A 12701-nucleotide genomic window follows, 5' to 3' on the forward strand; every position below is an offset into this window, starting at 1 on the left:
ATTGAGGTTTTAACATACTGATTTTAAAAATATCTCCATATAGCTCCAAGAATTTGTTAAGAGACTTAGGATTTTATGACATTATAATAAATAAATAATTAATGATAAATATAAAAGATAAAGAATTGAATGATCAAACTAGTTGGGTGCATTATCTTATATTTTTTATAGTAATATTTGTTTCTGATGATACTTTTAATTTTGGTACCAATGAGAATCTGGTTTATGTTGCAGTAAAATACCTAATATATCTTTTGTTAACAGTATTTCTTTTGACAATTTCTAATTTAAAGTTTCTGACGATTTTAACCAAAAGTAGTTTAGTCTTTTATTTTATAGTTTTTTCCGTTTTTGTCACAGCTTTTTTGAATTTTGACTTTTCTGGGGGGTATGTTTATCAAATATGGTTGTTCTTTTTAGCATTGATAATTGTAAATTTTTATTCATATAAAAATTTTATTGATGTGTATTTGAAACTAATTTATATTTTAAGCTTTATTTCATTAATCATATTTGTAATTGCTTCAATTTCCTTATCTTTTTTTGAAATATTTCCAGTTCAATATAATTCGGCTGGCGCAACAATGTATAATTTAGGAGTTGCTATTGTTTTTGCTGATGGTAGCTATGTAAGGAATACTAGCATTTTTAGAGAACCAGGCGTTTTTATGATTTACTTAAATATAGCAATATTGTTTGAGTTATTTTTTAAAAGCCAAATCAATAAAAAATATCTTTTTGTTTTTATATTGGCTTTATTTAGTACATTTTCTACAGCAGCATTTATTACAGTAGGTATCATTTTTATCTCATTCTTGTTTACACATAGTAAAAGTAAGGCCTCAATAAAAAATAAAAGTTTAATTGTTGCAGTATTGTTGATTGGTTTTATAGTTGTTCTTTTGTCGGGCGAACTGTATAGCATGATTTTTGAAAAAATGGGAAAAGATAATATTGGAGATGGTAGCTCACTTGCCAGAGCGATGTCCGTTCTAGCTAATTTCAATATTTTTTTGGATAATATTTTCTTTGGGGTAGGAATTAAAAATTATCCATTATTCTTTGAGAAATACACTCGTACCCTAATTGGTATTGGGTTAGATGTAGGAAATAATACTAATACAATTACAACAATATTAGCGGTTTATGGTTTTTTATTTGGTTTTTTATTTATTTATATGCTGATTAGTTTCGCAAAAAAAGCGTCTAATTCAATCATTGTTAGAACTTTTATATTGTTGGTTTTGATTATGTTATATAGTAATGAAGAATTAAGGTATTCCTTAATGTCAGCAACATTTTTAACGTGGGGGTTACTTAGTAGAAAAAAACTCGAAAATTAAAATAAGTTTATCGTGAAGATTTTAATAGTGTCATATGATTTTTATCCTGAAGCTAAGCCTAACACTTACCGTTGGTTTAATATCGCAAAAAAATGGGTTAAGGAAGGTATAGAAGTACATGTTATTACAGCTAATAAAAATTCTTATCCAGAATTTGAGGAAATTGAAGGAGTGAAAATTTATAGGACAACAGAATATTTTTTAGGGAATCTCAAATATAAATTTAGAGGGAACCTTCAAATCAATTCTCTGGACATAAGTAAAAAAAGAACAACTTTTAAAGTTACAATTAAAAAAATATTTAGAAAAATCTATGATTTAACATGGTCAAATTTATATTGGCCTGATCATTCTTTTTTATGGCAATTTTCTGCTGTTCCTTTGGCCTCAAAAATTATTGATAAAAATAATATTGATAAGCTAATTACAGTATCATGGACATTTTCCGCTCATCAAATTGGCTATAAGTTAGTAAACAAACATAAAAAGCTTTATTGGCTTGCAGATACTATAGATCCATTTAGTTACAATGCAAAAGTAAACAATACATTTCTCTATGGTAAATTAAATAGGGCATTCGAAAAAAAAATATTTGAAAAGGCAGATTTAAATTGCGTGTTGACAGATAGAATTAGAAGAAAGTATGTGTCACTATTTCCAAATTTAGAAAATAAAATAGTTGTAAATAACAATGTTTTTATTCCTAGTAATTACAACTATACGAATGAAAAAAGTTTGAAAAAAATAAAAATAGTTTTTTTAGGAACTTTAAGCACTAGTACAAGATCTCCTAAAAATTTACTTATTTTATTAAAAAACTTAGTGTTTAGGTATCCAGATTTAGACTTTACTTTTGATTTTTATGGAGATTTTACTGATACTGCTATACTTTTTCAGCAATATCCACAATTGTTAAAAGATCATTTAAAGTTGAATGGATTTGTCGATAGAACTGAATTGAACTTAGTTATAAAAAATGCTGATGTTTTATTGAATATTGGTAATAATAATGAATATCAAGAGCCAAGTAAACTAATCGAATACATGTATTCAGGAAAAAAGATACTTAATATTTGCTCTATCATGAATGATACTTCAGCTGAGTTATTAAAAATATATCCGTTAAGCTTAAGTATTTTTTCAGATGAAATAGATAATATGGAATCTGTTGAAAAAATTATGCATTTTTTTCAAGAAGATGCTAACATTGATATAGAATCTTTAAAAAGTATTTTAAAAGATTATTTATTTGAAAATGTTGCAAATAAATATTTAAGTTTTATATCAGAAAGGAAACAATAGAGTTTCATCATTTAAATTAAAGGAAGAAAATATTAATATGTTCAAAGATAAAATATTACTAATAACGGGAGGTACAGGCTCATTTGGGAATGCAGTTTTAAATAAATTCCTTACTACAGATCACTTTAAAGAAATTCGTATTTTTTCGCGAGACGAAAAAAAGCAAGACGATATGCGTAATCAATTAAAAAGTGATAAACTTAAATTTTACATTGGAGATGTAAGAGATTACAATAGTGTAGAAAGGGCTATGCGTAATGTTGATTACGTTTTTCATGCTGCAGCTTTAAAACAGGTGCCATCATGTGAGTTTTTCCCATTAGAAGCGACTAAGACAAATGTTATAGGTACTCAAAATGTTATCGATGCGGCTGTTGCAAATAAAGTAGCAAAAGTTATCTGTTTGAGTACTGATAAGGCCGCTTATCCAATTAATGCTATGGGAATTTCGAAGGCATTAATGGAGAAAGTTGCTGTAGCGGCATCTAGAAACTCTAAAGAGACCACTGTTTGTCTGACAAGATATGGTAACGTAATGGCGTCCAGAGGCTCTGTGATTCCATTATTTTTAAAGCAAATAAAAGAAGGTAATCCGATTACGATTACAGATCCTAATATGACTCGTTTCTTAATGTCATTAGATGAAGCAGTAGATTTGGTTTTATTCGCATTCGAACATGGGAATCCAGGAGATTTATTTGTTAATAAGGCACCGGCGGGTACAATTGGAGATTTGGCACAAGCATTAAAGGAGCTTTGTAATTCTAGTAACGAAATTAAAATTATAGGAACGCGTCATGGTGAAAAGCTTTATGAAACCTTATGTACACGTGAAGAAATGTTGAAAGCTGAAGATATGGGGGATTTTTATAGAATTCCAGCTGATAATAGAGATTTGAATTACGCACAATATTTTTCAGAAGGTGAAAAAGATATTTCATTTATTGAAGATTATCATTCTCATAATACCGAACAACAAGGTGTTGAAGGAATGAAAGCATTATTGTCAAAATTACCACTTATAAGGAAAGAAGTGTTTGGAGAAGATGTAGTTCAAATGCCAGGATAGTAAGCCTTTAAAATTAATTTACTAAATAATATTTTTAAAGAATAAACATAAATATGTTAAAAGTAGGGATAACTGGACAGGCAGGCTTTGTAGGTACACATTTATATAATGTATTAGGACTTCACCCAGAAGAATTTCAGAGAATAGAATTTCAGAAAGATTATTTTGATGATGATGATCTATTAAATGAATTTGTAGCAAAATGTGATGTAATTATTCATCTTGCAGCAATGAATAGACATCATGATCCACAAGTAATCTATGATTCTAATATCGGGTTAGTTAAAAAGTTAATTCATTCCCTTGAAATTTCGAACAGTAAAGCTCATGTTATTTTTTCGTCGTCTACTCAAGAAGAAAGAGATAATCTTTATGGAAAATCTAAAAAAGAAGGCCGTGAAATGATGTCCGAATGGGCGCAAAAATCTTCTGGAAAATTTACCGGGTTAATTATCCCTAATGTTTTTGGGCCTTTTGGACATCCTAATTATAATTCAGTAATAGCAACTTTTAGTCATAAGATATCTAGAAGTGAAAACCCCTCTATTGAAATTGATGCTGACTTAAAATTAATTTATGTAGGAGAATTGGTTGAATTTATTTTAAGAGAAATAAAAATAGGAAAAGGGAATGAAAAGGTAATTATAGAACATACTTCGCAATGTAAGGTATCCGATATTCTAGCTTTGCTAACCTCATATAAAGAACAATATCAGGACAAAGGAATAATACCAGTTATAAACGATGTATTTGAACTTAATTTGTTTAATACATATCGTAGCTATATTGATATTAAAAATTATTTCCCTGTAAAATTCACACAACATAATGATACTAGAGGCAGTTTTGTAGAAATTATCCGTTTAGGTGTAGGAGGACAAGTTTCATTTTCCACGACAGTGCCTGGAATTACAAGAGGAAACCATTTTCATACTAGAAAAATAGAACGGTTTGCAGTAATAAAAGGTAAAGCACTAATTCAGCTACGCCGTATAGATCGTGATGAAGTAATCAATTTTTATTTAGATGGTAATGAACCTGCATATGTTGATATGCCGATATGGTATACACATAATATAAAAAATATTGGCGATGAAGTATTGTATACGAACTTTTGGATAAACGAATTTTTTGATCCAAATGATCCAGATACCTATTTTTTAGATGTATAATTAATAAACAGCTAATAAAAATAGAATTGTCTTAGAAAAACATGAACTAAATTATTGGAAAAACTATCATTTTTAGATAGAAAAAGATTATATATGAAAAAGTTAAAAGTTATGACGGTGGTCGGTACCCGTCCTGAAATTATCAGACTTTCGCGTGTTATGGCAGCGTTAGATGCTTCACAAGCAATTGAACATATAATTGTACACACTGGGCAAAACTATGACTATGAACTAAATCAGATTTTTTTTGAAGATCTAAATATAAGAAAACCTAATCATTTTTTAAATGCAGCCGGAGTGACGGCAACTGAAACGGTTGGCCAAATTTTAATAAAAATCGATCCACTTCTCGAAGCTGAAAAACCAGATGCTTTTTTAGTATTAGGAGATACAAACAGTTGTTTATGTGCAATACCTGCTAAAAAAAGACATATTCCTATTTTTCATATGGAAGCAGGAAATCGTTGTTTTGATCAAAGGGTTCCAGAAGAAACTAACCGTAAAATTGTTGATCATATTTCAGATATAAATCTTACTTACAGTGATATTGCGCGAGAATATTTATTAAGGGAAGGCTTGCCTGCAGATAGAATCATTAAAACTGGTTCTCCAATGTTTGAAGTTTTAAATCATTACATGGAAGATATTAATTCATCAGATATTCTTGAAAAACTTAATCTCGAGAGTGAGAAATTTTTTGTTGTGTCAGCTCATAGAGAAGAAAACATAAATAGTGAGAAAAACTTCAAAGGACTAATGGATACACTAAACTTAATAGCGGATAAATATAAATTCCCAATTATTGTTAGTACACATCCGAGAACACAAAAGATGATTGATGTTAAACAGATTGCAATGCAACCTGAAGTTCAGTTTTTAAAACCAATGGGATTTAATGATTATAATGCTTTGCAAATGAAATCTTTTGCGGTCTTATCTGATAGTGGCACGATTTCAGAAGAATCTTCTACATTAAATTTTCCGGCTTTAAATATTAGAGATGCTCATGAGCGTCCAGAGGCTATGGAAGAAGCCTCAGTTATGATGGTTGGTTTAAATCCAGAAAGAATTATGCAGGCTCTTATTCAATTGAAGACACAAAAAAGGGGAGAGCAACGTAATTTTAGATCAGTAGCTGATTATTCGATGCCAAATGTGTCCGAAAAAATGGTTAGAATCATCTTAAGTTATACAGATTATATTAAACGTGTAGTTTGGAGCGAATAATAAAAATATAAAAGCTAAATGGATATCTCTGTAATAATCCCCATGTACAATGCTGAAAACACTATTAAGAAAAGTTTAGAATCGGTATTGAAACAAACATATAAAGGAAAAATTGAAATTATTATTGTAAATGATGGATCTAAAGATTCATCTAAGATGATAGTTGAAAAATTTATAGAAAACAATAATTCTGAGATAATTATAAAATTAATTAATAAAGAAAATGGAGGCGTTTCTTCGGCTAGAAACTTAGGTTTGAAAAATGCAACTGGATTTTATATTGCGTTGTTAGATAGTGATGATGAATGGCTTCCAAACAAATTAGAACGCCAGATGCAAATTCTTAAAAATAATTCTGAAATTGATTTTCTGGGGTGTAGTAGAAATGGTGAACAATTGAATATTTTCGGAAGAGTAATAAAAAGGCTTCATAAAGCAAATATTAAAGAATTGCTTGTTAAGATGTTTCCTCAAACCTCTACAGCTGTATTTAAAAGAGACTTATATTTAAATGTAGGTGGATACAATGAAAAATTGACACATGCTGAAGATGGTGAATTATGGATACGTTTTTGTGCAAATGCAAACTTTTATTATCTACCGGAGTCTTTGGTAATAACGGGAGGAGGAAAGCCAAGCTTCGGACATAGCGGTTTATCTGCAAATCTTGAAGCAATGCAAAAAGGAAATGAATTTATTTTTAAAGAAGCTAGAAATAATAATTTAATACGTTTTAATTTTTATATTTTTTTAATGGGTTATTCAAGAATTAAATATTTAAGAAGAATTATAATTACTAAATTTAGATAGTATGTTATATAAAATATATTGGGGCTTTGTATCTTTTTTTTACTCCTTTTTTTTTAAAAAGTTTAGCTTTCCCTCTCATATAGGCGTACCAATTTTCACAAAGGGACTTAAAAGAGTTACCATACAGAAAAGAGTTAGAATTTTTCCTGGACTTAGGATAGAGACACATGGTAACGGAACTATAATTTTTGAAAGTGGAGTGTCAATAGGCCAAAATTTTCATATTACTTCTGGAGGGAATCTTATTATTGGAAGGGATACTACAATATCAGGTAACACATTCATAACAAATATTGATCATGAATATAAAGAAATAGGTAGGCATATATTAGAACAACCTATGATTATTAAAGAAACAATGATTGGTAGTAATTGTTTTATTGGTTATGGGGTAGCAATTCAGGCAGGTACAATTCTTGGAGAACATTGTGTAGTGGGAGCAAGTTCGGTAGTTAGAGGTAATTTTCCGGACTATTCAGTAATTGTTGGAATACCAGCAAAAGTTGTAAAAAGATATAATTTAGATACTAAACTTTGGGAAAAAACTAATCCTGATGGATCATTTTTAAATGAAAATAAAATATAATTATGAAAAATATATTAATAACGGGAGGAGCCGGATTTATAGGGAGTAATTTAGCACTAAAATTAATTGATAAAGGATATTGTATTACAATTATAGATAATTTATCTCCTCAAATTCATGGCGAAAACCCTGAACTTACATCACCTTTGTTTAAAAGTATAAAAAACAAAGTAAAATTTATTAGTGGAACAGTTACCTCAAGAAAGGACTGGGAACAAGCTCTTGAAGGGCAAAATATAGTTGTACATTTTGCAGCGGAAACCGGAACAGGACAGTCTATGTACTGCATTGAAAAATATACAGAAGTAAATATTCAAGGAACTGCAATTATGCTTGATATTTTAGCAAATAGCAATCATAATGTCGAAAAAATTTTAATAGCTTCTTCACGTTCTATTTATGGTGAAGGAAAATATAGACATCCAGAATTGGGAATTGTTTATCCAAAACACAGAGAAGAACAAAATATGCTGGCTGGAAATTTTGATCTAACATTTGCAGACAATCAAAAACTGGAATTATTGGCAACTGATGAAGATTCAAAAATACATCCATCTTCAGTTTATGGTATTACAAAGCAGAATCAAGAACAAATGGTTATGACTGTTTGTCCAACATTAGGTATTGCCCCTGTTGCTTTTAGATATCAAAATGTATATGGCCCTGGACAATCATTGTCAAATCCTTATACAGGAATTTTATCTATTTTTTCTACACAAATAAGAAATAATAATCCTATTCAAATTTTTGAAGACGGCAAGGAGAGTAGAGATTTTGTTTTTATTGATGATGTAGTTGCGGCAACTATTCTTGGAATTGAAAAGAGTGAAGCTAATGGTCAGGTTTTTAATGTAGGTACAGGAGTTGCTACCGATGTGCTGGAAGTAGCAAAGTCATTGATTAAGTCTTATGAAATTAACGTTCCCGTTACTGTAACTGGTAAATTTAGATTGGGAGATATTCGTCATAATTATGCTGACTTAACTAAAATTAAAACATTTTTAGGATTTGAACCAAAAGTTTATTTTAAAGAGGGGATTGAGAAATTTTCTAAGTGGGTTTTACAGCAAGAAATTCAAGAAGATAAGTTAAGTAATTCACTTGAAGAAATGAAGAAAAAAGGTTTGTTAAAATGAGGTTAAAAGATAAGCTTGACAATAAAAAGATACTTTTCTTTTCTGTCCAGACCTTTAATCTAGAGAAAGAGATTATAAAAAAGTTAGAGGAGCTTGGTGCGCAAGTTGATTACTATGATGAAAGACCTTCAAATAATAGTTTTGTTAAAGGAATTATAAGGGTTAAAAGGAATTTTTATCAGAAAAAAATAGATAGTTATTACAGGGAGATCTTGCTAAAAACTAAAAATGAAATTTATAATTATTTGTTTGTAAATAGAGGTGAGGTAGTTCCAGAATTTTTTCTTCAAAATTTTAAGAAAGATCATCTGGAGTGCGAGTGTATTTTTTATACTTGGGATTCATTTACAAATCACAGTCACCCTACTCAGATATTAAAATACTTTGATAAGAAATTTACTTTTGATCCTGATGATGCAGTAAAATTTAATTTGAATTTTCGACCTTTGTTTTATTTAGACTCTTTTAAAAACATATATAAGGACATTAATGAAAAATTTAAATATGATTTGCTTTTTCTTGGCACTGCCCATTCAGATAGATATACAATAAGTAGTAAAGTAAAAGAATGGTGCGATTTAAATAATTTGGCTTCATATTGTTATTATTTTATTCATGGTCGTTTAGTTTATTTTTATAAAAAGAAATTTGATAAGACTTTTCAATTATTTGATTATAAGAAATTAAGCTTCAAAAGCTTAACAACGAATCAAATATTAGAATTATATAAAGATTCAAAAGTTATTTTAGATATCAATCACCCAGGTCAGAAAGGATTAACAATGAGGACGTTTGAGACTATTGGAGCAGGTAAAAAAATGATTACTACTAACTCTGAAATTAAAAAATATCCTTTTTATAATACTAATAATATATATGTAATAGATAGAAACGGCATTGTTATGGATAAAAACTTTTTTGAATTGCCTTATGTAGAAGTTGATAAAGAATTATATTACAAAGCTTCAATAGAAGGCTGGTTAAAATGTATCTTTGTTGAAAATGAATCAAAGTATTGGATTAAAGATATAAATTAGAATGAAAATAACCATAACTGGAGCTAGTGGTTTTGTGGGGGTCAATCTCAAAAAAGATTTAGGAACTTCGAACGAAATTGAGTCAAAGAGTATCAGATATGTTCCCAATCAGGAGTTTGATCTTAAAACAGATGCAATAATTCATTTAGCGGGAAAGGCACATGACCTGAAAAATGTATCACAGCCAAATGAATATTATGATGCCAATTTTGAGTTAACTAAACAACTTTTTGATAGTTTTTTGGTTTCGGACGCTAAGATTTTTATTTTTATGAGTACGGTTAAAGCATGTGCTGATGAGGTTGACGGAATTTTAACAGAAGAAGCTCAATGTAATCCTAAAACTCACTATGGCATAGCAAAGAAGATGGCAGAAGATTATATTATAAGCCAAAAAATTCCTTATGGTAAACGCGTTTATATCTTAAGACCGTGCATGATTCATGGACCAGGAAATAAAGGAAATCTCAATCTTTTATATCAATTGGTTTCTAAAGGTTTACCTTGGCCCTTAGGGGCTTTTAAAAATCAACGTTCATTTTTGAGCATTGAAAATCTTTGTTTTGTCATTAAGGAGTTGTTAGAGAACAAAATGATTCCTTCTGGTATTTATAATATAGCAGATAATGAAGTTTTGTCAACTAATGAATTAATTAAAGTTTTAGGTTCTACTTTAGGAAAGAAAAGTTTAATATGGAATATTAATTCATCTTTTATTAAATTTCTAGCTAAATTTGGAGATTATTTTCATATGCCATTAAATTCAGAACGTTTGCAAAAGTTAACGCAAAACTACGTAGTGAGTAATAAAAAAATGATTAGTGTTCTCGGAAAATCATTGCCGATTGCTGCTGAAGTTGGGTTAATGAAAACATTTGAATCTTTTAAGATAAATAAAAAAAAAAATAAATAAATAAATGAAAGTAGCACTTATAACAGGAATTACAGGACAAGATGGGTCATATTTAGCAGAATTATTGCTGGAAAAAGGATATGTGGTTCATGGCGTTAAAAGAAGAGCTTCTTCTTTTAACACTCAACGTATTGATCATATATATCAAGATCAGCACGAAGCTAACGTAAATTTTAAGTTACATTATGGAGATTTGACAGATTCTACAAATGTTATAAGAATTATTCAAGAGGTGCAACCAGATGAAATATATAATCTTGGAGCTATGAGCCATGTCAAGGTCTCTTTTGATTCTCCAGAATATGTTGCAAATGTAGATGGTATAGGAACTTTAAGAATTCTAGAGGCAGTTCGTATTTTAGGGTTAGAAAAGAAAACTCGTATTTATCAAGCATCAACATCCGAATTATATGGTGGCTTAGCTGAGAATAAAAATGAAAAAGGCTTTTATGATGAAAATTCACCATTTTACCCGCGTTCGCCTTATGGTGTAGCTAAAATTTACGGTTTTTGGATTACCAAAAATTATAGAGAAGCGTACGATATATTTGCTTGTAACGGTATTTTGTTTAACCATGAATCACCACGTCGAGGAGAAACTTTCGTAACTCGTAAAATTACTATGGCTACGGCCGCTATTGCTTTAGGAGAACAAGATTGTTTGTATTTAGGAAATCTAGATGCACAACGTGATTGGGGACATGCGAAAGATTATGTGGAAGCAATGTGGCGTATTTTACAACAGGATGTTGCTGAAGACTATGTTATTGCTATGGGAGAAACTACATATGTTCGCGATTTTGTTAAAATGTCATTTGCAGAAGTAGGGATAGATATCGAATTTAGAGGTGAAGGAGTAGAAGAAAAAGGATATGTTGCATCTTGTAGTAATCCTGACTATCAAATTGAAATAGGTAAACAAGTAATTTCTGTTGATCCACAATATTTCCGTCCAACAGAAGTAGATTTGCTTATTGGAGATCCTACTAAATCAAAAACAAAATTAGGATGGATTCCTAAATATGATTTGTCAGGACTAGTTAAAGAAATGATGATATCTGATCTCAATTATGTTAAGAAAGAAAAGATGTTAAATGAAGTAAGATCAGCTATTAGATATTAATTTAGATATATTAGAATACTTCATATTCAAGATCGAAGAGTAACACTATGAATTTACAAGATAAAATATACGTAGCTGGACATAGAGGTATGGTAGGTTCGGCAATTTTACGTCAATTAAAAGAAAAGGGATATACAAATTTCGTATTGAAAACTTCTTCAGAATTAGATTTGAGAAATCAGCAAGCAGTAGCAGATTTTTTTGCTGAAGAAAAGCCTGATTATGTTTTTTTAGCAGCAGCAAAGGTTGGAGGTATTATTGCCAATAACACTTATAAAGGGGATTTTATCTATGAAAATCTAATGATTCAAAATAACATTATTCATCAATCTTATTTAAACAATGTAAAAAAGTTGATGTTTTTAGGATCTTCTTGTATTTATCCTAAGATGGCGCCTCAGCCATTAAAAGAAGAGTATATGCTTACAGGAGAATTAGAGCCTACTAACGAGCCTTATGCCATTGCAAAAATTGCTGGAATTAAAATGTGTGATGCGTATAGAGATCAATTTGGATGTAATTTTATCTCTGTTATGCCAACAAATTTGTATGGACCTAATGATAATTACGATTTAAAGAATTCTCATGTTCTTCCTGCAATGTTAAGAAAATTTATTACTGCAAAACGTAATAATGACTCTTCTGTTACTATTTGGGGAACAGGACACCCAAAAAGAGAATTTTTGCATGCAGATGATCTTGCCGAAGCCTGTCTATATTTAATGGAAAACTATAATGAACAAGGATTAGTAAATATTGGAGTAGGAGAAGATATTTCGATTTTAGATCTGGCTATTTTGGTAAAAAAAATAGTTGGTTTTGAAGGAGAAATTTTGACGGATACCTCTAAGCCAGATGGTACGCTTCGTAAACTAATGGATGTTTCAAAATTAAATAGTTTTGGATGGAAAGCTAAGACTAGCCTAGAAGAGGGGATTAAGAAAGTATATCAAGAAATTAAAGATACTAATTGGGAGTAAGTT

12 protein-coding genes are annotated in these 12701 nt (G+C 29.8%); all 12 read left to right on the forward strand.

Features of this window, described 5'->3' with window-relative positions; all coding sequences use genetic code 11:
- The first annotated feature begins 101 nt into the window (after positions 1-101).
- Positions 102-1343, forward strand: a complete 1242-nt coding sequence (locus tag ACWA1F_RS17895) for an O-antigen ligase family protein (RefSeq protein WP_456895604.1) — start codon at positions 102-104, stop codon at positions 1341-1343.
- Positions 1344-1355: 12 nt separating this feature from the next.
- Positions 1356-2645: a glycosyltransferase family protein gene (locus tag ACWA1F_RS17900; RefSeq protein ID WP_456895606.1), complete on the forward strand. Its 1290-nt coding sequence runs from the start codon at positions 1356-1358 to the stop codon at positions 2643-2645.
- 37 nt (positions 2646-2682) lie between these two features.
- Positions 2683-3714, forward strand: a complete 1032-nt coding sequence (locus ACWA1F_RS17905; protein ID WP_456895608.1) for a polysaccharide biosynthesis protein — start codon at positions 2683-2685, stop codon at positions 3712-3714.
- Positions 3715-3767: 53 nt separating this feature from the next.
- Complete coding sequence (locus ACWA1F_RS17910; RefSeq protein ID WP_456895610.1) at positions 3768-4886, forward strand: polysaccharide biosynthesis C-terminal domain-containing protein; 1119 nt, start codon at positions 3768-3770, stop codon at positions 4884-4886.
- A gap of 93 nt (positions 4887-4979) precedes the next feature.
- Positions 4980-6113, forward strand: coding sequence for a non-hydrolyzing UDP-N-acetylglucosamine 2-epimerase (gene wecB, locus ACWA1F_RS17915; RefSeq protein WP_456895612.1), 1134 nt, complete (start codon positions 4980-4982; stop codon positions 6111-6113).
- An 18-nt stretch (positions 6114-6131) separates the two neighbouring features.
- On the forward strand, positions 6132-6923 hold the full coding sequence (locus tag ACWA1F_RS17920) for a glycosyltransferase family 2 protein (RefSeq protein WP_456895614.1): 792 nt from the start codon (positions 6132-6134) through the stop codon (positions 6921-6923).
- Position 6924: 1 nt separating this feature from the next.
- Positions 6925-7509: a DapH/DapD/GlmU-related protein gene (locus ACWA1F_RS17925; RefSeq protein ID WP_456895616.1), complete on the forward strand. Its 585-nt coding sequence runs from the start codon at positions 6925-6927 to the stop codon at positions 7507-7509.
- Between the two features lie 2 nt (positions 7510-7511).
- Positions 7512-8645: an NAD-dependent epimerase/dehydratase family protein gene (locus tag ACWA1F_RS17930; RefSeq protein WP_456895618.1), complete on the forward strand. Its 1134-nt coding sequence runs from the start codon at positions 7512-7514 to the stop codon at positions 8643-8645.
- Positions 8642-9682, forward strand: coding sequence for a CgeB family protein (locus ACWA1F_RS17935; RefSeq protein WP_456895620.1), 1041 nt, complete (start codon positions 8642-8644; stop codon positions 9680-9682). Before ACWA1F_RS17930 ends, ACWA1F_RS17935 begins: the two co-directional genes overlap by 4 nt.
- Position 9683: 1 nt before the next feature.
- Complete coding sequence (locus tag ACWA1F_RS17940; RefSeq protein WP_456895622.1) at positions 9684-10595, forward strand: NAD-dependent epimerase/dehydratase family protein; 912 nt, start codon at positions 9684-9686, stop codon at positions 10593-10595.
- A gap of 4 nt (positions 10596-10599) precedes the next feature.
- A complete protein-coding gene (gene gmd / locus ACWA1F_RS17945; RefSeq protein WP_456895624.1) occupies positions 10600-11718 on the forward strand; it encodes a GDP-mannose 4,6-dehydratase in 1119 nt (372 codons plus the stop codon).
- 47 nt (positions 11719-11765) lie between these two features.
- Positions 11766-12698 carry a GDP-L-fucose synthase family protein gene (locus ACWA1F_RS17950; protein ID WP_456895626.1) on the forward strand — a complete coding sequence of 311 codons (933 nt, stop codon included), beginning with the start codon at positions 11766-11768 and terminating at the stop codon, positions 12696-12698.
- Positions 12699-12701: the final 3 nt, after the last annotated feature.

Source organism: Flavobacterium erigeronis (assembly GCF_054075165.1).

What these genes read in the sequence shown, in the direction of transcription:
- ACWA1F_RS17895 (WP_456895604.1), top strand. Translation starts at nt 102, where the DNA reads ATGATAAATATAAAAGATAAAGAATTGAATGATCAAACTAGTTGGGTG.
- ACWA1F_RS17905 (WP_456895608.1), top strand. Translation starts at nt 2,683, where the DNA reads ATGTTCAAAGATAAAATATTACTAATAACGGGAGGTACAGGCTCATTT.
- ACWA1F_RS17910 (WP_456895610.1), top strand. Translation starts at nt 3,768, where the DNA reads ATGTTAAAAGTAGGGATAACTGGACAGGCAGGCTTTGTAGGTACACAT.
- wecB (WP_456895612.1), top strand. Translation starts at nt 4,980, where the DNA reads ATGAAAAAGTTAAAAGTTATGACGGTGGTCGGTACCCGTCCTGAAATT.
- ACWA1F_RS17920 (WP_456895614.1), top strand. Translation starts at nt 6,132, where the DNA reads ATGGATATCTCTGTAATAATCCCCATGTACAATGCTGAAAACACTATT.
- ACWA1F_RS17925 (WP_456895616.1), top strand. Translation starts at nt 6,925, where the DNA reads ATGTTATATAAAATATATTGGGGCTTTGTATCTTTTTTTTACTCCTTT.
- ACWA1F_RS17930 (WP_456895618.1), top strand. Translation starts at nt 7,512, where the DNA reads ATGAAAAATATATTAATAACGGGAGGAGCCGGATTTATAGGGAGTAAT.
- ACWA1F_RS17935 (WP_456895620.1), top strand. Translation starts at nt 8,642, where the DNA reads ATGAGGTTAAAAGATAAGCTTGACAATAAAAAGATACTTTTCTTTTCT.
- ACWA1F_RS17940 (WP_456895622.1), top strand. Translation starts at nt 9,684, where the DNA reads ATGAAAATAACCATAACTGGAGCTAGTGGTTTTGTGGGGGTCAATCTC.
- gmd (WP_456895624.1), top strand. Translation starts at nt 10,600, where the DNA reads ATGAAAGTAGCACTTATAACAGGAATTACAGGACAAGATGGGTCATAT.
- ACWA1F_RS17950 (WP_456895626.1), top strand. Translation starts at nt 11,766, where the DNA reads ATGAATTTACAAGATAAAATATACGTAGCTGGACATAGAGGTATGGTA.